Source organism: Acetobacter nitrogenifigens DSM 23921 = NBRC 105050, assembly GCF_000429165.1.
GTDB lineage: Bacteria > Pseudomonadota > Alphaproteobacteria > Acetobacterales > Acetobacteraceae > Acetobacter > Acetobacter nitrogenifigens.
This window is the reverse complement of the sequence record NZ_AUBI01000002.1, coordinates 1-23,060: the sequence shown is the minus strand read 5'-3', so window position 1 is coordinate 23,060 and position 23,060 is coordinate 1. Positions and strand designations below refer to the sequence as shown.

The window sequence follows — 23,060 nt, the reverse complement described above, 5'->3', positions numbered from 1 at the left end:
GGTAAAATACCTTTACCGCGCCGGTAATGGTTCGTCGGTAAAGCTTAGCGGTGGCCTGAATGCGTCGTTTGACCTTAAAAGGAAACGAGATGCGCGGGCTCAAGCCTATTGGACGCACGTATTACGCACGCTTGCTGATCCCTAAAGACCGTCAGCGGGACGTGGGCACCGCCTATGGTGTCAAGTCGGGCATCGTTGAAGAGCGTGTTAGGACGACGGGCACGCAAGACAAACGAGAGGCGATCAAGCGCCGGGATGTTGTGCTTGCTGCGCTCACTCATGAGGTTAATGCGAAGCTAACCGCAGCCGGATTGCCGCCGCTACATGGTGAGTGGAAACCCGATTGGCTGAATGAAGACGTTATGATCAGCGAGGCGATGGAGGCCCGCCAAGCGCTGCGTGCTCTGTCTGACGTGTCGGACGAAAAGGACGAGATCGACGGATGGACGAGCCCGCGAAGCCGCGAAGAGTCTAATTTCCGAGACCTGATTATAGACCGCGCCGCCGAAATGACTGAGCAGGGCGTGAGCGGCGTTGGCGAATACGTGCTGCGTTCCATCGGTGTGATGACGGGCACAGCCACGCCGTTTTCGGTCGTTCTGGATCGCTGGATAAAAGAGCGTCGGCGCGACGTGAGCGCGGCAATGGTTGCGATGGACAACACGTCTCTGCGGCACTTCGGGAATTATCTGGCGATATCGCAGGGGCGCGGGAAGCCCGATGATCCTGTCGCCTTCCTGCGAGTGCAGACAATCCAACAAGTGCCTGACGTCGTTACAGGAGAGTTTAGCGAGTGGCTGACGGAGCAAGGGCTTTCACCAAAGACAGTCAGTCGCATCATAAGCCCGCTCAAGGTGCTATGGGATTGGGCGATTCATAAAAAGCTAATCCCAAGACAGAACCCGTGGGTTGGCGCGACATCCGGGTTGAAGAAGCGTGCAGAGCGCGAACGGAGGGCGCAGGCGAAGAAAGAGCGTGAGTTTCACGAAGCTGAACTGATCAAGCTGCTCACCGCTAATCCGAACGAAGGACACCGGGGCGTGTGGTCGTGGACTGCGCCGCTCACGGACCTGATGCGGATCGCTTTGCTTACAGGAGCCCGTGAGAACGAACTGTGCAGCTTGACGGTGGGCCGCATCGTGAACCGTGACGGCGCTAACGGGCTGCTATGGGGCATCGAAGTGACCGAAGAGCACGCCAAGACGGAGAACTCAGTCCGTAAAGTTCCGCTCCACCCGCTGTTGATGCCTATTATAGAGAGGCGCTTACGGGACGCGGAGGCGACGGGTGAACCGGACGCCGTGCTGTTCCCTGAATGCAAGCCCGGTGGTGTGGGCAAGAAGCGCGGGCATGTCTTCTCGCAACGTTTCACGGACCTGCGGCGGGCCGTGCTGGGCGTGGAAAGCAACGGAGTGGTGAACTTCCACAGCTTCAGGAAGTCGTTTGGCACTTTCATGCGGCGGGCGCATTTGGCTGGTGTTTCAGAATGCCAGCTTTCGGTTGCACAGAAACTCCTTGGCCATAAGCCGCAGACGATCACAGAGGCGGTTTATATGGAGGACGAGCTACAGTGGGCTGTTTGCGAACGTGCTATCCTCGGCATGGTCGAAAGCGGGATGCCGGAGGGCGTGCGGGAGGCTCTGGGCGTTACCGGGGAGCCGGTGCCAGGCCGATGACAAAGGAATAGCGACGAGTTACGGCTTCGACTCAGACTCTTGAGCAGGACCGAGCGGGTCAGCAAGAAACGCTTTCACCCCGCTGCCAGAGCACTCTTCGGGCGTTACGTCATTCTGGGTGATGACCCTTATCGTCTCGCCGCTCGGGCGCTTGAAGGTCAGCAAATAGACCTCTCTCGCTGTGTCCTTGTTCACTTTCTGGAACGCGAGGAGTTCATGGGTCACGTTAGGGTGGCCTAGTTCGTCCGGAGTTATCTTCCCGGCGTTCTTGAGCATGACGGCGGCCATGGTTTCCGGCCAATGCGAGCACGGCACGAGATCGTCAGCACGAGCCGAAGCGCCAAAGACAGCTGACAGCAAAGCCAGCCCGACAAATGCCGTCTTCATTGAACGACAAGCGTATGGTCGCCGCTTTCCCACATCTGCGTTCGAGTCTTGATGCTCATTATAACACAGCCTTCTGACGCTTCGCCCGGGTGGCGAATACTGTCGCCGTGTATCATAAATCCGCTCCTGCCAAACGTGTTTGTGCCGGTCTGCGGGTGCAAACGCATCGTGTAGCGCCCTGAGTGCGGGTGAGTAAACGGCGCTGAAAAAGTATAAGTGCCTTTCGGCGTCGGGCCGATGCTGGCTTTATCCTGCATAGATGGTTTGTTTTTGCCGTCACCATGCCCAGAGTATCCGATTTCGACGAACTTTCCGGCCCGCGTTAGTTCTCCGCTCGCCTGATTATAAATCCACACCATCGAATTACGTCTCTTTTCCAAATCAAATCACGTAGCATTATTTAGACTCATCGCACGCAGAGAGGCAACCACTAACCGTTATCGCAACATAACGCCGTCAAATACGCAGAGCAGGCCAAGCTGAGGCAACCCGCGCCCGCAAGGAACGCGAGGGAGCAATGATAGCGTCGTGCATGGAAACTCAAGCGACTCTGACAACGCGCCCTAATCGTTCCCTACACGCCCCTTCAATGGCCTCCTGCGCCCTCTCACGGAACGACACAGGCACCATCAGGGCGTCATGGATAGGCAGCACAGCGCCTTCCTGATCGAGTATGGCGGCCATTGCCTGCCGCATGATGTCCGCTTCAACCGCCGTGAGATATTGGCCGAGTGTCCACCCTGCGTCGCCAAGCGTTTCGGGAACTGTGGCCAGCACGTCGGCGGGAACTATCCCCTTGATGCTCGCGAGCGCCGGATAACGGGCGAGCGCCGCCGCCTCGATTGCAGCAGGCTTAATCGCGCCTGATATCGCCTTGTTCGTTCCTTCTGGCCACCTCCTCACGGAGCCGCCACGCTGAAAGAAGAGAACAAACCAGTGCTTGATGGCGGGACGTAACGCCGGGTCAAGGCCGGGAAGCGCGTATGGGTCGTCAGTGGGCGCAGGCGCATCGAGCAGGGCGAGGGCAATCGAGAGGAAGGACGCTGACAGGTCCACCTCGACCACATCCTCGCCATTGATTGTGATAAGACGCCTCTCCTGTTTTCCAAGACCGCTTTGGAAGTTATCAGCGCCAAGAGCATAGATTCGACCGTGCAGCGCCGCCGTGCCCACGAATTGCGCTTGTAAAACAGGCGGGGCGCAACCTGTAATCGCCTGCCCGTCCAGACTGGCCACCAGACGCCGCATAAAGGCCGTCACGGACTCATTCGGGTTAGCCGGTGCATTTCCCTCATCAGGAACGTTAGCGCCGTCAGCGGCCACCGTGCGCCCGTTACGCTTGCGGGGAAACGGCTTGACGATGACAAGCTGATCAACGGGCTTCGCAGGCGCAGGATTGACCAGTCGCCAGTCCAGATATGGCGCATCCTCAGAGCAACCGCACGCCGTGGCCATGTCGATAAGCCTTGGGCTGGGCCGTAAACGCGCCTCCTCGCCCAGATAGTCACCCCATGAGTTTTTGTAACTTTTGCCGGGGACGTAATCGACTAAGCCCAGATCAATCATCGCCTGCGCCTTTGTCCAGAACGCGCGGCACCCAATCGGAAGGTTGCGGGCAGGAGACCAATACCAACGACTGCAACCTTCATGGACAGCCGCCCAGCGCCCAGCGAAGGCGTGATACATCAATCCGGCCAGAATGATGCCTGTTTCCGTAATGCGTTTCCCTCGGCCTTTATCTCGCAGGCGCTTGGCATCGGGTGCGGGTTGCTTGCCCACCAGAGGACGGATGGCTTCAACCACTTGCTCAGTGAGGGCAATTGCCGCAGGGCTGTGCGGGATACGACCCAGCGAAAGCGTGTAGGCTTCCTTTAACTCGTTCGTATCGAAGCTGTGTGACGGAGGGCGCGGGACATAGTTGCTATCGCTGGCGCTAATGTGGTCCAAAATGTTACCTCTTATCCCCCTTAAGGGTTCCCCAATAGCTCAGCGTCTATTCGAGAGGAAGAGGTGTAAGGATCAACCTGATCATGATTTATCAAATGAGAGATCATCAACATACTGACCTGACAAGATCACATCTTACATGATCACCTTACTCAATCATCATAACTATCAAATCAGGGATGATTGAATGTGGGTTGATGAATAAGGTTTGAGTGGTCGCTGATCCAGATCACCTCACCACGGAGCGTCATCACCAGCAGCACTCAACCCACCACCCACGATCTCATAATCCTCAATCAACACACTCCCTCTCTGGAACGTATTGAGCTTCCGCCTGTCGAGGCCTCTAAAGTCTTCAGCGGGTCGTGTAGCGGCGGCAGAGGTGCGAAGCATCGCCCCAGCCGGTGTTAGCACGTCCTTGGGCGTTGCATGACTGCGAGGCTTCACGCTCTTTCCTGATGACGCTGTTGTCCGTGTCCCTGCGCCTGCGATGGGCAGCTTGCCACTGGGCTGCACCACACCACCCTCGAACAGAGCCTTGGTCGCAGCGCTTAACTTGCCCTGACAGACTAGAGAGCCCGTATCGTAAACGAGGATGATGCGGCCATCGGTTGTCCGAAACATGGTGCCCAGCCCATTGCCGGTCCGCTCAGGCTCTCCGAAGTCCAGACCGGCTTGTGACAGGATGATCTCGGCTTCCTCGGCGGTCCAGCGACGCTTTGGCTGTGGCATTGAATTGGCTCTCGTGTGGTTGTTGCTGGGCAACTAGTTGCTGACGTGGTTTGGCTTCACCCCTTTTCGCAAATAAGGCCGCCCGTGGCCACCTCACGGAGTATGAGGAAGACACGAGCGGCCTGTTTATTTGATTTCGCTTCGAGCTACACGCAGTCGAAAAGCGATGTTTGATTCCTATTGCCTATCGCATACCGCTTTAGGGTGGCGTTAAGTTTGCGCACGCACCCCCAAGATACGCCGACCTCGGCGGCAATCTGCTTGTGATTCAAATTACCCTCCTGAAGACGTTTCAACACCACGCTTCTGACGCTCACCGGTATGCGCTTGCTGCCCGACCGACCACAGAGTTTCATGTAAAGCATGTTCTCCGCGTGGGTTCCGCATTTGAGATGCGACGGCTCCGTGCAGGCGGGGTTGTTACACAAATGCATCACCATCTTCCCATCTGGAATTGGCCCGATCTCCTGTTCGAGCGCCACACGGTGAGCATACTCCGTCACGCCGCCACCGGATATCGCGACATGGCCGGATTGCTTTGCGTGCCCGCCGATAACAAGTCTGCACGGTTTTTCCAGCACAACAGGCAAATCCGTTGGGACTTCCCCGATTGCGGTGTTTTCGGCCAGATACGCGGCTGGCGAACTGTATTTCCTCCTCTTCTTCTTGTTTTCGGTTGGTGAGCAAACGCGGCTATGTGCCGTTAGGCTGTCTGTATCAGCCAGAGTTTTATTTAGGCAGAAACTTTCCACTATTTCTTTCGTGTGATACGTCCGATGAGGCAACCACGGCAAGCAATCGGAATGCATCTGCTATTCTGTATCTTATGGGCGCTTCTCCTCGGTTGATTGATTCGGTGGTGACGGGGAAAGAAGACGTCCGGCTTCTCATGAGCGCCTATGACAATAACCTTCTTTCTGCCCGCACCTAATGTGCTGCGCATTACGAAAAGAGCATATGAATAGCTCCCGCCATCGCCGCACGGGCGCATACGGCCACATACGGCGATGACGGGAAACATTCGGGGGCGGCCTTACGCCCGCTAACGCACCGCTGACACATGCGGCGGGATAGGGAGACGAATCTCCCTGCCGTATTCAGTCCTTTAAAGCTTCCTTTGTGGGCGCTACTCTTATAGGGGATTTTTGCGCGTAAAAGTCAGATAAGGTCCTGATTTCGTTCAATAACAGCGCGTCTCTGGGGCGATGCTGGGGCGGTGCTCCGCACCTCTTCGCGCCGCTGGCCACCCTGTATCTCCCCGCTCAACCAGTCTCAGGCTCATCGGCGTGTCAGGTGCGCCCTTCCCGCGCCACAAACGCCCGTCATCCGTCCGCACCTCAATCACGTAAGTCATTCCACTGCGTGCGACCGGGCGCTTGGCCGTGATGACGAGGTTTGGCCGAGCCTCACCCGAATATGTCCTGAAGAGTGCGCTTGTGGTCGTGAAGTGCCCATAGATGGACTGTGCGTGGAGTGTTGAAGGAACCCGCGAGGGAACTGGAGCGGTGTGGTTAAGCGACCCGCTGGGGCGTGCTGACGCACCGCTGAGGTGCGCCAAGGTCTCCAGCCTCATGCGGCATCCTCCGAATAAGAAAATTCACCTGAATAGCCAATGGCGCGATTGAGATAGGAGCCCGCAAGAGCCCTCGCTTTCGCGTCAATGATGACCGCCGCTCTCACCTCAGCTATGGCCGCCGCTTGTAGTTCCTGCGCACTCGCCCACACGTCGGCCATAGAGTCCCGCACAGCCCTGCCCGCTTCAGTAAGGCGGAAGCCTGTGAGGGCCTGCGAGGCGTCTGTTACGGGCGCTACAAGGCGTGCTGGGCGTGGGCGGCCTTGCCTCATATTCAGGAGACGCTTGACTTCCGACATGGGCCGCCAGTGTTCCGCCTCGGCCTCCGGGAGAGCGCACAGCATCAGGAAGCTACGCAGTTCCGCAACCGTCATAATGCCAATGTTTGAGTCCGGGACGCACCGCATGAGCGCCGCAAGCGCCGAGAAGGTCGCATCGTTGCGTATCGCGTCAGGACTTCCCGTTTCAGGGCAGGAAGCAGGCAAAGGGATAGCGTTCGCATCTGTGGCGTTAAAAGCATTCATCGTCTGTATCCCGTGAATATACTTTACGTTGTCAGGAACCACGCATCGGAAGACGCCGAATTAGTCCCTGAATCGCTCTTAGTACGAATGATTCGCGGGTACAAGTGCCTAATTTGAGATTTTATGCGGCCCTAAAAGCTTCCGCTTTAGGCTCCAACTCGGCTATTCGGGCCTCTCGCTGCGCCAAACGCTCTAGCCATCATCGCGGCGGGGCGCTCGTTCTGTTATCTGAGGCGCATCACACCGATCAGGAGACCCGGCCCGTGTCAGACTTCCTTGCACAGCTTTTCCAGCGTCCACATACACCTTACGCGATCTTCTCGGACGTAATGATGTCGTTCGGGTGCCTATGGGCGATAGATCAGGTGCGCAACGCTTGGCGTTGAGAAACCCTGCGGGTCAGTAGCACCGTGACCGCGTCACCAAGCCGCAACAGGCCATCCTGATCAAACAACATCTCAAAGCTCTCAGCGTCCGGCGTAACCGCCTCACCACTCGCAGACCCCGGAAGCAACCCCGTGATCCCATAACCGCCCATCTTAAGGGTGGATGACATGGTGTTGTTGGTTAGCTGGTTGATCTGGGCCTCAGTAGCTGTGACCGCTTCACCAGTGAAGGCGCTAAAGGTTCCTTTAATGCCCGTCTTAATGTTCCTTAGATGCTGGGCACCCTCAGACACATCATCAGTGTCAGCGGGATCAGCATCAACAAGGTCTGTGATGTAATTAACTGTGGTCTCTATAGCCAACCTGTGGCGTCTCCTTTCGGTATATCTATATGCACCACTAGGGGCGCTGCTCTTATAGGAGGGTTTTAGCCGATAACATGATGTAACTGATTGATATTGTTATATTATATGTGGTTATCCACAGACCAATATGGGAACCCAGATGGGACCCATTGAGGGACCCGCCTACACCTCTATGTCGGGTGAATTTCGTCAGCCAGCGTTTCCCTATGGAATGTTTTCGCCGTGAGGAACCGAACAACAACAGCGGCTAAACCCCCGAAATCCTGAAATCCTCTGAGCGACCATGCATGGGTCACGGTGGCCCGGCTTTGAGTCCCTGACGCTTTCTCGCGCTATGTCCGAGGGATCAGCCCGCCGTTGCTGTGATGTCGTCTGCGTGCCGATACATTTCTGATCCAGCGCAGCGCCCACACGACCACGCACGACGCCACTGCGGCGAGAAGCGCACACCAGTAGCATGCCCACCCGTGCTGGGCCGCAAGCCGATACAGAGAGACGCCGAGCAGCGCCGCAACGAGCGGTGACAGGTTCAGGCTGGTTCGGTGGGCTGGTCGTCGCATGTCTGGCGCTCTTACTCCGTCAGGGTCGCAACACGGCGCGGCGACGAGGCGGCGACGGTCGGTTGCCCATTAGCGCGACGAGTGACTGACGGCCACTGGATTGATTCGCTTTTCGAATCAGAGGGATTCGACTTTCGGGGATTCTGTCCGCCTGCGTCGGGCTGTATCAGCAATGTCAACCGACGATGACTCTCACGATACAGGCCCGCCCATGACCGCTTTCGTCACATACTTCCGAGTCAGCACAGCCCGCCAGAGCGCGTCAGGGCTTGGCATAGAAGCCCAGCAGGCGAGCGTTAGCGCCTATGTGGCCCAGACGGGCGGCAAGGTGCTGGCGACGTTCACGGAGGTTGAGAGCGGCAAGAAGAACGACCGACCGAAGCTCTTGGAGGCGATGGAGCGTTGCCGTCTGACCGGAGCGACGTTGCTGATCGCCAAGCTCGACCGTCTGAGTCGTGACGCCCATTTCCTGCTCGGACTCGAAAAGGCTGGTGTGGAGTTTGTTGCGGCTGACATGCCAAACGCGAACCGCCTCACGGTCGGCATCATGGCTCTGGTGGCGCAGCAGGAGCGTGAGGCGATCTCAGCCCGCACCAAGGCGGCGCTAGGCGCTGCAAAGGCCCGTGGTCAGAAGCTGGGCGGATATCGCGAGGGAGCACGCAAGGTCGATTATCGGTTGTCCATAGAATCCCGTCAGAAGGCCGCTGAGGCGTTCAGGGCGAGCGTTGGCCCGATGGCGTCTGGCCTGCATTCCGAGGGCCTGAGTCTGCGTCAGATCGCCGCACGATTGACGGAACAGGGCATCAGGACTTCGAAGGGCGGGCAATGGACGGCTGCGGGAGTGCGGCGGGTTATGGGCTCAATCCACAATTAACGATTCATGTTAGTGCAATTAGTTTATTCCACTATTTTTGATATGGTTTTGATTGACGTGGGGCGAAGCGAGGTCAGAAAATATCCGAGCACATCAATACACCCTCTAACGCCCGCAGCGGCCCGCACACGGCACGTTCATGTCGCTTCTTCCGTGCCACCGAGCCCCTGCGTAACCCACGTCATAGCAGCCCTGCACGTCTGTGAATGAAATGCTGGACTCGCGTTGTCCTCAGAGAGTTAGAAACGCAAGCTGATTCTTGACCTTGACAGCTAGATTCTTCGTGAATGGCAGTTTGCCGCCATTTTCGAACGCCGTTCGCATGACACACGAACGTAACATTACCCACAGTTTCCGTGGACAGGTGCTGGAATAACTCTGTGGATAAAGTGTGCAGCGTCAGGTGGGCGGCGGGGCGCGTTCGCGTTTCCCTCTTTGTTCCCCGCGAATCCATATCGGGCCTGTTGATGGCTTCATTTGAGGAAATTTAGCGGGTGTGGCGATAGAGCCGCACGCCGATCCGCTGTCGTGGGCTTCAGTCCGTCTTGAATAAGCTCTGTCGCTTCGGCACGATAATGCAAGGTCATCGTCGGTATTACCGACTCGGTAAACTCTGGTCGGTAATAGTTTTTTGGCGGTTTTCTGCGGATAATTGAAAATGTGTGAAAGGTCCAACCCCTTCCACCACGATCCTAAAAATTCAATGAAATCAGCGCATCGTATCGTGTTGTCGGTAATGATCATCTATCGCGGCGGTAGTTGTCTGTCGGTAGTCCGTCATGGCTGAAAAGGGCCGCAAATGCGCGGTTTGAAGCGCTCGGCGGGCGGCACGTTGCATGCCCGGTTGAAGCATTCCCAGAGACCAGCGGGAGGATGTTGGCAAGGTTTTGGGGATTGCGTCTGGCGCTCGGCAAGACATGCTCGGGACACTTAAGACGCGATAGCTGAAGACAACCTTTGGCGGCGGAGCATGAAGCTCGTGGAGACGCGTGAGCGCGCTTGGCTGGCGTGACTGATGTTCGATATCGGTCGCTTAGAAGTTCATCTGACATAAACCCCAGACGCTCACTGAGTCTGCTTGCATGGAGCAAGAGCTGCGGTAGGGCATCTATGGGTGAGCTATCGTAGGCATAGTTGAAAGCTGGATACCGGAAGGTGTGCGGGCGGTTCTGGAGAGCATGCAATCGAGTGGTGGGATCACGGGTGCAACTTGTGGCAAACCAATCTATATTGCGCAACGGAGCCCCTATGTTTGCCTGCCGCGCCCTGATTGCCATAATTCTATCAACCGCCAGTAGCGTGTCTGTTGCGCGTGCAGCGCCAGCATCGGTAAAGTGGCCGGTCCCCGTGGATGCTCAAGACGGTTATGACACGGGTGAAGTCGCCTGCCGCAAACCTGAATTGTGGAACGAATACAAACGTCTCAAGGCGGCCAGGCGAGATGCAACTGGCCTCCTGAGATCGGGTGAATGCTATACTCTCATGAGTAAGTGGGAGGTGGGTTGGGACAATCCGAAAGACATCACGAACGGAACAGCAACGCTCCACATAGACACGAAGCGGCATGGGTCGTTCTTGGGGTACGGTCAACCGACGATCGGGGACGACTGACGCGGCTACGGCCTGTGAATTAGGGAGTGTCGCCCGATCCTATAAACTAATGATTTTTGATCGTGAAAAAACGAAGAATATCAATCGAAATAGGTCGGAAGTCGCGGGGCGTAAGGCTGTTCCAGAGAAGCGACTTCCTCGGGGCTGAGTTTGATATCGAGCGCCGCGACGGCGTCGGCGAGATGCTTTGGTCGCGTCGCGCCGATAATCGGCGAAGTGACAAGAGGATTATTGAATACCCATGCCATCGCCGCAGTGGCCATCGAGACACCATGTGTAGCAGCGATTTTTTCGACGGCGTCGATGATGGGCTTGTCACTCTGTAGGAACAATGGGCGGCCAGACCTGTCCTCGGTTGGATTGTTTGCTCCCCGCGTGGTGCTTTTGTCTCCCCAGGGTCGCGTGACGAGGCCTGCGGCCAGAGGGCTCCACGGCAACGATCCGACGCCCAGATCGGCGAGCACGCCAAACATCTCACGCTCCTCCTCTCGCTGCACCAGATTGTACTGGTGTTGCATGGAGACAAATCGCGTCCAGCCGTTCAGGGCTGCGATATACTGCATTTTAGAAAACTGCCATGCCCACATTGATGAAGCGCCGATATAACGGACTTTTCCAGCCTTCACGACGTCGTGCAGGGCCTCCATTGTTTCCTCGACCGGCGCGTTCGGATCAAAACGATGGATCTGATACAGGTCGATATAGTCAGTCCCCAGTCGTTTCAGGGAAGCGTCGATCTGCTCCATCACCGCCTTGCGCGACAAACCGGACCCGCCGGGACCGTCGTGCATCGGAAAATTCAGTTTGGTTGCAAGAACGATATCATCACGGCGTGCGAGGTTCGCAATCGCTCGTCCGACGATTTCTTCCGAGGTGCCCTGACCGTAAACATTGGCGGTGTCCCAGAAAGTTATTCCCAGATCAAGCGCCTGTCGGAAAATGGGTTGTGCGTCCTCTTCGCTCAATGACCATGAACCCGAGAAGCCGCCTGTGCCGAAGCTCATGCAGCCAAGTGTGAGTCGGCTTACCTTGAGGCCCGAATTACCAAGTCGCGTGTATTGCATAAATCACCTTTTAGATTCCGCTCGTTTCCGGGGGTAAGTAAAGAGCTGCAGTCTGCTCTCGTGAGGGGGGGGGCGAACGGAAGACATTGCATCGTTGTGACTTCCGGCGCCTGGCTGGTGTTACGACTTATTGAGGTTTTAGAGGCCGGTCATCGCCATAATTTGTGCGGGGTAACGCTCACCTTCTATCTGAATTGCAGACGCAGCCGTTTCGATTTTTTCGAGATCGTCTGGAGTTAGATCAACACTTGCAGCTCCGAGGTTCTCTTCAAGCCGGTGTAGTTTGGTGGTGCCGGGGATCGGCACGATCCATGGCTTGCGCGCGAGCAGCCATGCGAGCGCAATTTGGGCGGGCGAGGCGTTCTTCTCCCAGGCGATCTCTTTCAGCAGGTCGACCAGCGCCTGGTTTTTATCCATAGCTTCGGGGGTGAACCGAGGAATGATCGCTCGGAAATCGCCTTCGCCAATTCTGGTGTCCTTGTCCATCGCGCCGGTCAGGAACCCTTTGCCGAGAGGGCTGTAGGGAACGAGGCCAATCCCCAGCTCCTCGCAAAGATCAAGGATGCCGTTGGTCTCGACGCCACGGGTCCACAGCGAGTATTCGTTCTGGAGAGCTGTGAGTGGTTGCACGGCATGAGCGCGCCGCGCGGTCGCAGCGCTGGGTTCGGACATCCCGAAGTGCTTCACCTTGCCCTCAGCGATCAAGTCCTTGACTGCGCCAGCAACGTCCTCGATAGGCACATTTGGATCGACGCGATGCTGATAGAGAAGGTCGATCTGCTCGACGCCAAGCCGCTTGAGCGAAGCGTCGGCGGCGGCTTTGATGTTTTCGGGGCGGCTGTTCAACCCGGACTGCTTGCCGTCGACGAAATTGAACCCGAACTTCGTGGCGATAGCCACCTGGTCACGCACCGGACGCAGCGCTTCTCCGACCATCTCTTCATTGGTGAACGGGCCGTAGACTTCGGCTGTATCGAAGAAGCTGACGCCACGATCCACCGCCTGACGGATTAGCGTCACGCCCTCAGCTTTCGTGACTCTGGTCGCGTAGCCAAAGTCGAGGCCCATGCAGCCATAGCCCAATGCGGATACTTCGGGGCCGCGAGCTCCAAGGCGTCGTTTCAGCATTGATCATTCCTTTCAGTCGACCGGGTCGGGAGGTCTTCGGGGGGGCGATCGCTTCCCGTGCGCCGCAACACGGTCGCAGCGTTACCTGAGCGCCTTACATAGCGCTCGCGTCGCCTATGAATTAGATGCTAAGTTTCGCATGAAGTTATATTTCAGGTTCATATATGAAACGCGACGAACTCGGCGACTTAATGGCGTTTTTGATTGTTGCTGAAGAGCGGAGCTTCACGCGCGCAGCCGCGCGGCTGGCGACGTCGCAGTCTTCGCTCAGCCATACTGTACGGCGTCTGGAAGAGCGGATGGGGGTAAGGCTTCTGACCCGAACCACCCGTAATGTCGCGCCTACCGAAGCTGGAGAGCAGCTTGCAGAGACCCTGCGGCCTGCGTTTAATGGTATAGTGGCGAAGATGAACGCGATCAGTGCGCTACGGCAAAGACCGGCGGGCTTGATTCGGGTTACGACCAGCAGGCATGCCGCCCAAACTATTCTGATGCCCGCGGCGAAGCGGTTGATGCTTGATTATCCAGAGATCAGGATCGAACTCACCGTCGATCAGAGGTTAGTCGATCTCGTTGCGGAGAGATACGACGCTGGCGTCCGGTTGGGCGAGCAAGTCGAAAAGGACATGGTGGCCGTTAAAATTGGCCCCGACTTGCGTATGATGGTTGCGGGTTCACCTGGGTATTTTGCGGTAAATCCTAAACCTCAGACTCCCCATGATCTGACCGCACACAATTGCATTAATATCCGCTTGCCCACGTACGGCGGTCTTTACGCCTGGGAACTCGAAAAGGATGGGCGCGCCCTGAATGTGCGCGTGGACGGGCAGTTCGTCTGCAACGACGTTCCAATGATTATTGACGCGGCGCTCAATGGTTTGGGGCTGGCGTGCCTGCCGGAGGATCAGTTCGACACTTTGATTGACGAGGGCCGATTGGTGCGTGTTCTGGAGGATTGGTGTCCGCCATTCTCCGGTTATCATCTCTATTATCCCAGCCGCCGTCAGACATCACCGGCTTTTAATCTGCTCATTGAGGCGTTGCGTTATCGCGGGCTATAGAGTTTTGTGCATCTAAGTATTGATTATAAATTATTCTAAATTAATCATTATATACTTAAATTTATTTCAATAAATACGAAATATGCATATTATTTTCAAGGTGTTTTCTTTAATAATGGGCATCGTTTTCTTTTGTCGTGAAACTGTGTCTTCGCCCGCAAAGTTGTTGGCAATTTTTTGACGCCACAGAGGCGCGGATCTCGAAGTGCTGGCCGCCGACGGTCGGCGCTTGTGGTCGTGGTTATTGATGAGACCGCGTTCAAGATCTTTCGGCGGAGCCGCAAGCTTTTGGACCAGAGGCGCGCGCTAACGTACTGGGGGGCGCTTTCTCGGTTCGAGACGAGGCTTAACTTTCGCCCGTTTTGACGCCGATCGGTCGTAGCGATTGCGCGCCCGTCTTCGAGAGTGGGTAGGTGGATAAAACCAAATCGCGCTGACGCGTTGGGCGGCGGCTTGTGAAGCCACTCACACAGCGATGTGATATTTGTATCATTATAACATAAAAAATACCACTTTACTGTGACATTGATGTTCTTTATGTGATGTTGTGCCGGTTGGGTGAACTCGTTCGTGCAGAAGACGAGACGCTCTCCCTCCAGGCGTCCTGGCCGCTGCGCGGCGGGAGACCTGATGCTATCAGACATGAGGCGGCACAAAAGGGAGAGCGTGATTTATGGCGCGTTCAGTCGATACAGGCGGAGTATCAGGAGCGGTGACGGCGCGACGTCAGGCGTTGCTGCAATACGTTACTGCAAACGGTAATGCGCAGATTGATGAGTTGGCCGAACATTTCGCGACCAGCCGCATGACGGTGCATCGTGACGTGCAAGCCTTGGCGGCCGAAGGTTTGCTGCGAAAAGTGCATGGCGGCGTGACCACGCTGTCCACAGGCAGTGTGGAAACCAGCATTTTGCACCGTTCCCGGCGCGCCACCCATGAGAAGCGCGCCATCGCGAATGTAGCGTCCCGGCTGGTGTCGGCGGGCGATATAGTGGTGCTCGACGACTCATCGACCGCTGCAATACTGAGCGATTATCTGGTCCAAAAGGCGCCGCTGATTGTCATAACCAACAGTCTGGGAACGGGAGCGCGTCTCTCATCCGCCCGCGGAATCGAGCTAATCTCGCTGGGGGGACAATATCGACCGACATTCGATGCTTTCTTTGGAAATCTTTGCGAATTGTCGGTATCTGCGCTGAGGGCGAACACATTGTTCATGTCTGTGTCGGCAATTCATGGCACGGCGGCGTATCATCAGGAGCAGGAAGTCATCAAGGCGAAACTGGCCATGATGGAGATCGTCGATCGGCGAGTTCTGCTTGTCGACAGTATGAAATTTGACGTCAGCGCTCTGAACCGACTGGCGGTTCTGACTGCGTTTGACATCGTCATAACGGACGCCGGAATTGCGCCCGACACGAGGTCGCGTCTGGAAGATGCCGGAGTCAACTTGCAAGTTGCTTCGTTGCGCCATGAACGTGGAGCAAATCAGGCGGAGGTCTTGCAGGTCGCTGAGGAATAAACAGAAGGAGTGGAAAGATGCGTATTGTGGTCGGAGGCGACAGCGCAGGCGAAGGACTGGCTCAGGTTCTTTACGAGCATTTGTCTCAGAAAGAGGGTTTGACGGTCGTTGATATGTCCCACCCACGCAGCGGTGACAAGGAGCTGTATTCCGAACTAAGCGAGCGTGTGTGTCTCTCTATCATCGACGGTGAATTCGACCGCGGTATTTTATGTTGCGGCACAGGTATTGGCGTCTGCATGTCGGCGAACAAAATTCCAGGAATACGCGCGGCGCAGACGCATGATACCTACTCGGCGGAACGCGCAGCGCTTTCAAACGACGCGCATATCATCACGATGGGAGCGCGTGTCATCGGCGCGGAGTTGGCTAAAGTGATTGCTGACGCCTGGATTATGAAGAGTTTTGACCCAAAAAGCGCGTCCGCCAAAAACGTAGCTGGCGTTGACGCGTTGGGAAGAAAATATGGCGGTCGGACGGGGCGTGAGGATAAGTTGGCCTGCTAATAAACCTGTATTGAAAATGACCGGACAAGACAGTTTCGAAAGAAAAATAAAAATGAAACATGTTTTTCTGCTTTCTGCAATTCTGGCCGCAGGCGTCATGGTCGCGCCGACGCCAATGAATGCAGCGGACACAAGCGGCCCTATGCGCTTTGTGTTGATCCCGAAGACGGTTCACCCCTGGTTCGACAAGGTCAACGCTGGTGCGCAGTCTGCTGCCACAATGTTGAGTAAAGCGACGGGGCAGCAAATTACAGTGGAGTATCGTGCGCCGCAAAGCGCTGACGTGTCGATGCAAAATGACATTATCGAACGAGCGATCGCAACACATCCAAATGGAATTTTATTAGATCCTCTTGATGAAAAGGGGAACCGTTCGACTATGGAAGAAGCTGACGGCCAGGGTGTGGGGCTGACGGTGTTTGACTCGCCTCCACCGCAGGGCATGGACGTGACCGGCGTCGGTGCGGATTTTTGCGAACAGGGCACGCTAGCGGCTGAACGGCTGGTCAAGTTGATAGGAGAAAAAGGGGAAGTGGCGATCATGATGGGCGTCCCCACCGCGCCCAATCATTCCATTCGTGCGCAGTGCGAGCAGAAAGTGTTCGCGAAATACCCCGATATAAAAGTGGTCGCCACGGGCATCGACAATGACAGCATCGAAACGGCGCAGAAGCAGGCGTCGGCGATCATGCAGGCTCATCCCAACCTGGCTGGGTGGGTCGCATGCGACGCTGCAGGACCAGTAGGCGTAGGGCAGGCAATTCGAGAGAGCGGCCAGATCGGCAAGGTAAAAGAGGTCGGGCTCGATAACCTCAACGACATGATTCAATTGATCAAAGACGGAGTCGCTGAGTCGTCGGCGTCAAGTCGTCCGGAGATGCAGGGCTATTGGGCTGTCGTTGCGGCGTGGCAGAAAGCGGCCGGGCAGAAGACCCCAAAAAACATCGACACTGGAATAGACATTATCACCAAACAGTCTCTCTAAGGTTATCCGATGCCCGGAGGTGAAAATGTCGTTTCTGAAGGTTGAAGGAATCCGCAAGGAGTACCCAGGCGTCGTTGCTCTGGATCGTGTCGATCTGACGTTGGAACCGGGAAGAATTCATATTCTTGCTGGTGAAAACGGGGCGGGAAAATCTACGCTGATCAAGACCATTACAGGTCTTGTAACGCCTGACGCTGGTTCGATAGATATTGAAGGAGAGGACGCGCTGGCGAACAGGGCGCTCTTTTCTAAAATAGCGTATGTGCCGCAAGAGTTGAATTTATTTGCGTCGATGACCGTCGCAGAAAATATGTTCATGCCATTCGGGCGTGCGGGTTTTGGTGGTCTCGCGGTGTCACGACGCGCCATGAAAGTTGCGGCCGGTAAATTTATTGAACGGTTCGGCATGCATTGCCGGGCTGACCAGTCGGTGAGTGGCATCAGCGTGCCGGATCAGCAGCTTCTGCAGATTGCGCGCGCTGCGTCGCGTGACAGTTTTGGCGTATTGATACTGGATGAACCAACGTCGTCTCTGACGGCGAACGAGACGCAACATCTTTTCTGCATTATTCGTCAACTTTGTGCAGAAGGTGTTGCGATTGTATTTGTATCTCACAAAATGGAAGAAATATTCGAATTGGGAGATACGGTGACGGTGCTGCGAAATGGGCGTAGCGTCGGGACCTACTCCATGACGGATATGACGGAAAGCCGCCTTATTCATCTGATGTCGGGGAACAGCATATCCCTTGAAGAACGCTTCCAGCCACGGCGGGAAGCAGGAGAAGTGCTGCTGTCTGTAGAAGGATTGGCGGGGCCTGGATTTTCCGACGCAAATTTCTCCGTCAGGCGCGGAGAAATCGTAGGATTCGCTGGCCTGGTCGGTGCAGGACGTTCCGAGTTGATGCAAACTATGTTTGGATATTATCGGGCGACGGATGGAAAGTGCCTGCTGGATGGAGCGGCTATTCCACCGGGCCGTACTGACAAGGCTGTTGCGGCAGGTATGGTCTACTTGTCCGAAGAAAGAAAGCACCACGGAATCTTTCCGCTTCTCAGTGTAAGGGAAAATATAGGGGCTTCCATAATGGATCAGCTCACTCGGGGTGGAGTGATCTCCGGACGCAAAGAGCAAAACAGAATCAAAAATATAGTTCGCGATTTCGACGTGAGGACATCGTCGGTCGAAAAAAGTATAAAGTTCCTTTCCGGCGGCAATCAGCAAAAAGCAATTATCGGGCGTGCGATGGCGAGACGTCCAAAAATTCTCATATTTGATGAGCCAACGAAAGGTATCGACATAGGAACAAAATTTCAGATCTACAAAATAATGCAGGAACTGGCTGAAGAGGGGGCTGGAATTATTCTGGTTTCTTCTGAAATGGCCGAACTGCAACGGTGTGCGTGCCGTATCGTTACAATGTACGACCGTCGAATCAACGGCTCGTTTGATCAGGCGTCCACCGACGTCAACACACTCGTAGGCGCAATCATTGGCGTCCAGGAGAGTCGTCATGTCGCATGAGACCATTGCCACCGCCACGGCATCGCCGACAGCGGAAAAGAAGCTACTGAAGACATTGATCGATCGCTTTGCGGGGAATTCTCTTGGCGGCGTTATGGCCGCTCTGGTCATCATTTTTGCTATCGCATGCTTCCTTTCGCCATACTTCCTGACGCGCTTTAATATGATGATCATCGCGCGTTCTCTGGCGTTTATTGGCCTGATCACTATCGGTCAGGCGATTTTGATGATTCTTGGTGAACTGGATCTCTCTGTCGGCGCTATAGGGGGGCTGAGCGGCATCGCCAGCGGTGTCCTGATGGTGCAATATGGAGTCAACCCATGGGTTGCGATCATCTTGTGCCTGTTCCTTGGCGCGGCATGTGGTTTGTTGAACGGGCTGCTTGTGACTCGGCTTCAGCTCCACTCGCTTGTGCTGACGATTGGTATGGCTGGCGTGTACGGCGGCGCGATACTCGTCGCGACGAAGGGCGTTGCAATCACCGGAATCCCACACGACATCACATTTCTCGGTAGTGGCATGATCGCGGGAGTGCCTATCCCCTTTGTCGTTTTGATGGCGATTCTGATTGTCGTTGGATTTGTCATGCAACGTACGCCGTTGGGGCGGTATGTATACGCAATCGGCAGCAATGCGGAAGCGGCGCGTATGCTGGGTCTGCGGGTCGCGGCAATCCGCGTAGGCGCTTTTGTGACCGCCGGATTTCTATCCGCGGTGGCGGGTATCCTGATGGTGGCGAGGTTGGGAAGCGCGCAACCTTCGATAGGCGATACCTGGGTTCTGTCGCCCATAGCCGCTGCTGTGATCGGTGGCGTGGCGACGACGGGCGGCCTTGGGAGTCCAATTGGAGCTGTCCTTGGGGCGATGATTATAGGCATTATCGAAAATATCATCGTTCTTTTTGGAATATCTCCATACTGGCAATCGATCGTAAGCGGCGGAATCGTCGTGCTTGCGATTTCCTTTGATTCCCTGACGCGTCGTTACCTCAACCGCGGCGCGTGATGGGAATCCATTTGCACCGTGACGAAGAGATCAATTCGGAAAAAATAAAGAATAAAGGACCGCATCAATGACACGGATTTGCGGAGATGCTTCTGATTTCGCCGCTTCGGCTCTTCATGGCTACTGTCTTGCGCACCACGATATAGTGAAGCCCGTGCGGGGAGGGGTTGTGCGTCGCACGCAGAGCGACAACGGAAAAGTCGCGTTGGTGGTGGGCGGCGGTTCGGGTCACTACCCGGCGTTCGTAGGGTATGTGGGTAGAGGGTTCGCCGAAGCCTCCGTAGCGGGCGATATATTCGCTTCACCGTCTACGCAGGCCATCATGAACGTAGCCCGGGCCGCCAACAGGGGGGGCGGCGTTATTCTGGGTTATGGAAATTACGCTGGAGATGTTCTTAATTTCGGCATCGCGGCCGAGAGACTTCGTGACGAAGGCATTGATGTTCGGGTGCTGGCGACCACCGACGACGTTGCGAGTGCAGACGATTCCAACCGAGCGATGCGACGTGGAATTGCCGGCGATCTGACTATTTTTAAAATAGCTGGAGCTGCTGCGGAAGCGGGACTCCTGATCGATGATGTGGATCGTGTTGGCCAACATGCCAATGACTGGACGCGGACGTTCGGCGTCGCGTTTGGAGGATGCACGATTCCGGGAGAGAAAGACAAACTTTTCGCGGTGCCCAAAGGAAGAATGGCCTTGGGGCTAGGCCTGCACGGTGAGCCGGGTATCGACGAGCAGGACATTCCCGATGTTCATCATTTGGCGAAACTACTGTTTGAGCGCGTCATGAACGAGGCGCCGGTCGACGCGCCGACGAAAGTCGCTGTGCTTCTCAATGGTCTGGGTAGCACGAAGTATGAAGAATTGTTCGTTTTGTGGAAGGCGTTAGGGGCTCTCTTCGCTGATGCGGGCCTGACTGTTGTGGCGCCGCTTGTAGGCGAATACGCGACCAGTCTGGAGATGGCGGGCTGTTCTTTGACCCTTACTTGGCTTGACGATGAGTTGGAGCTGTTTTGGCGGGCGGAGGTGCATACTCCATCCGTCAACAGGGGAAGAGTGGACGGAGATGCGCTTTTGGCTCTTCCGGTCGACGAGGGTGTGGCGTTTTCGGTTGAAAAAGCCACGTCCGTCGACGGTGAGATTGGCGGACGTTGTGTCGCGGGCGCGCTGTTGAAGCTGTCGCAGGCCTTGGCGCAAGCGGAGGCCGAACTCGGGCGTATCGACGCGCAGGCCGGGGATGGAGATCACGGGCAGGGAATGGCGCGGGGTTCGGCGGCAGCGGAACGTATGGCCCAGCGCGCTGTCAAGGCCGGCGCGGGTGCGAGGGCCGTGCTCGGCGCGGCGGCGGATGCCTGGGCCGATAGAGCCGGAGGCACTTCCGGAGCGCTTTGGGGGGAGGGCTTAAGGGCCTTTAGCACCGCGTTGAGTGACGATGCGGCACCGTCGGCGGAGCAGCTTGTGAGAGGGGCTCGTTTGGCGATGGAACGCATCATGGCTTTAGGGGGAGCTAAGCCGGGCGACAAAACCTTGATCGATTCGTTGGCGCCATTCGTGGAGACGTTTGATCGAGAGGTCAAATCAGGACGGCCTATCGTCGATGCTTGGCGCGTAGGAGCGGAGGCCTCTCAAAAAGCGGCCGACGAAACGCGGGATCTTACGCCGCGGCTTGGTCGCGCCCGTAATCACGTGCAACGGAGTATAGGGTTGCCAGACGCAGGAGCTTTATCTCTTGCGTTAGCAGCGCGCGTCGTTGGTGAGTTTCTTGCCAATGGAACAGAACATTGAATTTAAATATCTTATCGTGATTATGTGGGAGTTTCTTCTTAAATTTATACGAACTTCCACATGCTCCGAAATTTTTAAGGCGTGACTATGAGCAAACCTCCATTTTGGGTCGGGACCAGTTGGAAAATGAACAAAATTCTTCCTGAAGCGGAAGATTTTTGTAATGAATTGCGAAAGCATTGCCCCTCACATGACGATGCTATCCAGCGGTTTATAATTCCGCCGTTCACTATGGTGCGGGAGGTCAAGCGTATGATTGCCGATCTTCCGGTCAAAGTGGGAGCGCAGAATATGCATTGGGAAGATTCTGGAGCATGGACCGGAGAAGTATCACCGCCCATGTTAATTGATTGCGGCCTTGAACTGGTCGAGTTGGGGCATTCAGAACGAAGAGCGCATTTCGGTGAAACTGATGAAACAGTCGGACTGAAAGTTGCCGCAGCTGTCGCTCATGGTTTGATTCCGCTAGTCTGCATAGGAGAGACAGAGGAAGACAAAAGTAGCGGGAGAGCCGACTCAGTCCTCGAGCGTGAAGTAAGGGGGGCTCTCCGGCATGTGGCTGCGAAAGACGCGTCCACTATTTTGCTGGCATATGAGCCAGTCTGGGCTATCGGTGAACATGGCGTTCCCGCTAGCCCTGATTACGCTGACGCGCGGCACGAACACATTTCGTCGGTCACCGAAGATTGCCTGGGACGAAAATTGCCGTGCTTGTATGGAGGGTCCGTAAATCCAAGAAACTGCAGAGAACTGGCTTCATGCTCTCACATCGACGGGTTGTTTATCGGGCGGTCTGCGTGGGATGCTGCCGGATACTGCGATATACTTAATCAGGTTTCGGACGTTTTGGAGTAATCCATTATTTTGACTGGCTTCTTTGCCGTTCCGGCGGCGATGCGGTGCGACCTCGGCCATTCTCATGGATTTACGTCGCTAAGTAAACTTTACTTGGCGAAAACGGTAAAATAATTGCCTCTGGCAGTTTTCCGTCGATATAACGTATCTTCTATAGTAGAAAAATAGTTGGCGTAATTGATTGTGATGGGGTTTTTGCGACGATGAAAGCATCGCTAGAGAGTGTTATGTACTTTTGCTTCTCTTGGGTCTAATGGAACTGGATGAGCCCTGTTCTGCCTCGCAAGCCGTATCCGTCTGACGTCAGCGACGAGGAGTGGTCGCTGGTGGTTCCTTATCTCACTCTGATGACTGAGGCTGCGCCGCAGCGAGAGCATGCCCTGCGTTACGTGATCCGTTATGGCATTGCCTGGCGCGCCATGCCGAACGACTTCCCAGCGTGGTCGGCGGTGTATCAACAATCGCAGCGCTGGCTGGCGTCGGGCTGCTTCGAGGCTCTGGCACGGGATCTGCGAGCCTTGCTGGCCTCGCCTCCGGACGGGCGGAAGAACCCACGGCCGCGATCATTGATAGCCGTACGCTGCGCTCCACGCCGGAAAGCGGTGCCCGTGCCGGTTATGACGGCGCCAAGCGCAAGCGCGGCTCGAAGGTGCATATGGCGGTGGACACGCTCGGGCACTTGCTCGCTCTTCATGTGACGCCGGCCGATGTCGGCGATCGCGCCGCCGTGGCACGTCTCGCCGCCGACATCCAGGACGCGACCGGCGACAACGTCACACTCGCCTATGTCGATCAGGGCTATACCGGCGCAGTCGCGGCCGACGCCGCTGCCGCCGAAGGCATTGCCCTGCATGTGGTCAAGCTGCCAGAAGCCAAGCGAGGCTTTGTCCTGCTGCCGCGTCGCTGGGTCGTGGAGCGATCCTTTGCCTGGGCCACGCGCTGTCGCAGGCTGGTCAAGGACTACGAAAGATACGCGGCCACGCT

The 23,060-nt window shown here is 56.1% G+C and carries 21 protein-coding genes and 1 pseudogene; 11 read left to right on the top strand and 11 right to left on the bottom strand.

All coding sequences use genetic code 11. The annotated features are described in order from the left end of the window. The first annotated feature begins 89 nt into the window (after positions 1-89). On the top strand, positions 90-1,676 hold the full coding sequence (locus tag G442_RS0102925) for a tyrosine-type recombinase/integrase (protein WP_035376130.1): 1,587 nt from the start codon (positions 90-92) through the stop codon (positions 1,674-1,676). An 18-nt stretch (positions 1,677-1,694) separates the two neighbouring features. Here the strand turns inward: G442_RS0102925 and G442_RS20635 are convergent, their stop codons facing one another. The 9 genes from G442_RS20635 to G442_RS24840 form a co-directional block, all read right to left on the bottom strand. Continuing rightward, positions 1,695-2,063 carry a hypothetical protein gene (locus tag G442_RS20635; protein WP_035376129.1) on the bottom strand — a complete coding sequence of 123 codons (369 nt, stop codon included), beginning with the start codon at positions 2,061-2,063 and terminating at the stop codon, positions 1,695-1,697. Next, positions 2,060-2,422, bottom strand: a complete 363-nt coding sequence (locus G442_RS0102915; RefSeq protein WP_026396769.1) for a tlde1 domain-containing protein — start codon at positions 2,420-2,422, stop codon at positions 2,060-2,062. Before G442_RS0102915 ends, G442_RS20635 begins: the two co-directional genes overlap by 4 nt. A gap of 181 nt (positions 2,423-2,603) precedes the next feature. Beyond that, positions 2,604-4,010, bottom strand: a complete 1,407-nt coding sequence (locus G442_RS0102910; RefSeq protein WP_146882140.1) for a hypothetical protein — start codon at positions 4,008-4,010, stop codon at positions 2,604-2,606. 234 nt (positions 4,011-4,244) lie between these two features. Then, positions 4,245-4,742, bottom strand: a complete 498-nt coding sequence (locus G442_RS23815) for a hypothetical protein (RefSeq protein ID WP_051291872.1) — start codon at positions 4,740-4,742, stop codon at positions 4,245-4,247. Positions 4,743-4,888: 146 nt separating this feature from the next. After that, entirely contained in the window at positions 4,889-5,551 is a 663-nt protein-coding gene (locus G442_RS23810) for an HNH endonuclease signature motif containing protein (protein WP_051291871.1), read from the bottom strand. A gap of 371 nt (positions 5,552-5,922) precedes the next feature. After that, positions 5,923-6,315, bottom strand: a complete 393-nt coding sequence (locus tag G442_RS24845) for a hypothetical protein (protein WP_146882137.1) — start codon at positions 6,313-6,315, stop codon at positions 5,923-5,925. Continuing rightward, positions 6,312-6,839 (bottom strand): hypothetical protein, encoded by a 528-nt coding sequence (locus tag G442_RS0102890; protein WP_146882136.1) that lies wholly within the window; start codon positions 6,837-6,839, stop codon positions 6,312-6,314. The genes G442_RS24845 and G442_RS0102890 overlap by 4 nt, the downstream gene beginning before the upstream one ends. A gap of 361 nt (positions 6,840-7,200) precedes the next feature. After that, positions 7,201-7,587, bottom strand: coding sequence for a hypothetical protein (locus G442_RS0102885; protein ID WP_026396766.1), 387 nt, complete (start codon positions 7,585-7,587; stop codon positions 7,201-7,203). Positions 7,588-7,922: 335 nt separating this feature from the next. Next, entirely contained in the window at positions 7,923-8,150 is a 228-nt protein-coding gene (locus G442_RS24840) for a hypothetical protein (RefSeq protein WP_146882134.1), read from the bottom strand. A 211-nt stretch (positions 8,151-8,361) separates the two neighbouring features. Between G442_RS24840 and G442_RS0102880 the strand changes: the two genes are divergently transcribed. Then, the gene (locus G442_RS0102880; protein ID WP_026396765.1) at positions 8,362-9,024 is read left to right on the top strand and encodes a recombinase family protein; all 663 of its coding nucleotides are present in this window, start codon (positions 8,362-8,364) and stop codon (positions 9,022-9,024) included. A 1,691-nt stretch (positions 9,025-10,715) separates the two neighbouring features. On the opposite strand, the gene G442_RS0102865 is transcribed toward G442_RS0102880, so the two are convergent. Together G442_RS0102865 and G442_RS0102860 are read right to left on the bottom strand one after the other, a co-directional pair. Next, entirely contained in the window at positions 10,716-11,699 is a 984-nt protein-coding gene (locus tag G442_RS0102865) for an aldo/keto reductase (protein ID WP_026396763.1), read from the bottom strand. 138 nt (positions 11,700-11,837) lie between these two features. Beyond that, positions 11,838-12,827: an aldo/keto reductase gene (locus G442_RS0102860; protein WP_026396762.1), complete on the bottom strand. Its 990-nt coding sequence runs from the start codon at positions 12,825-12,827 to the stop codon at positions 11,838-11,840. Between the two features lie 164 nt (positions 12,828-12,991). Here G442_RS0102860 and G442_RS0102855 point away from each other — a divergent pair, with 164 nt between their 5' ends. From G442_RS0102855 to G442_RS20620, 9 genes and pseudogenes are all read left to right on the top strand, one after another. Further along, positions 12,992-13,888 (top strand): LysR family transcriptional regulator, encoded by an 897-nt coding sequence (locus G442_RS0102855; RefSeq protein ID WP_026396761.1) that lies wholly within the window; start codon positions 12,992-12,994, stop codon positions 13,886-13,888. Positions 13,889-14,561: 673 nt separating this feature from the next. Further along, on the top strand, positions 14,562-15,410 hold the full coding sequence (locus G442_RS0102850) for a DeoR/GlpR family DNA-binding transcription regulator (protein WP_035376128.1): 849 nt from the start codon (positions 14,562-14,564) through the stop codon (positions 15,408-15,410). Between the two features lie 17 nt (positions 15,411-15,427). Beyond that, positions 15,428-15,916, top strand: coding sequence for a D-erythrulose-4-phosphate isomerase (gene derI, locus G442_RS0102845; RefSeq protein ID WP_026396759.1), 489 nt, complete (start codon positions 15,428-15,430; stop codon positions 15,914-15,916). Then, positions 15,876-16,901 carry a substrate-binding domain-containing protein gene (locus G442_RS0102840; protein ID WP_246789309.1) on the top strand — a complete coding sequence of 342 codons (1,026 nt, stop codon included), beginning with the start codon at positions 15,876-15,878 and terminating at the stop codon, positions 16,899-16,901. The genes derI and G442_RS0102840 overlap by 41 nt, the downstream gene beginning before the upstream one ends. A 25-nt stretch (positions 16,902-16,926) precedes the next feature. After that, complete coding sequence (locus tag G442_RS0102835) at positions 16,927-18,426, top strand: sugar ABC transporter ATP-binding protein (protein ID WP_026396757.1); 1,500 nt, start codon at positions 16,927-16,929, stop codon at positions 18,424-18,426. Continuing rightward, complete coding sequence (locus G442_RS0102830) at positions 18,416-19,432, top strand: ABC transporter permease (protein ID WP_026396756.1); 1,017 nt, start codon at positions 18,416-18,418, stop codon at positions 19,430-19,432. The genes G442_RS0102835 and G442_RS0102830 overlap by 11 nt, the downstream gene beginning before the upstream one ends. 67 nt (positions 19,433-19,499) lie before the next feature. Next, a complete protein-coding gene (locus G442_RS0102825) occupies positions 19,500-21,221 on the top strand; it encodes a dihydroxyacetone kinase family protein (RefSeq protein ID WP_026396755.1) in 1,722 nt (573 codons plus the stop codon). A gap of 87 nt (positions 21,222-21,308) precedes the next feature. Continuing rightward, the gene (locus tag G442_RS0102820) at positions 21,309-22,076 is read left to right on the top strand and encodes a triose-phosphate isomerase (RefSeq protein ID WP_026396754.1); all 768 of its coding nucleotides are present in this window, start codon (positions 21,309-21,311) and stop codon (positions 22,074-22,076) included. Between the two features lie 263 nt (positions 22,077-22,339). After that, positions 22,340-23,060, top strand: a pseudogene (locus G442_RS20620) (IS5 family transposase); the annotation flags it as partial.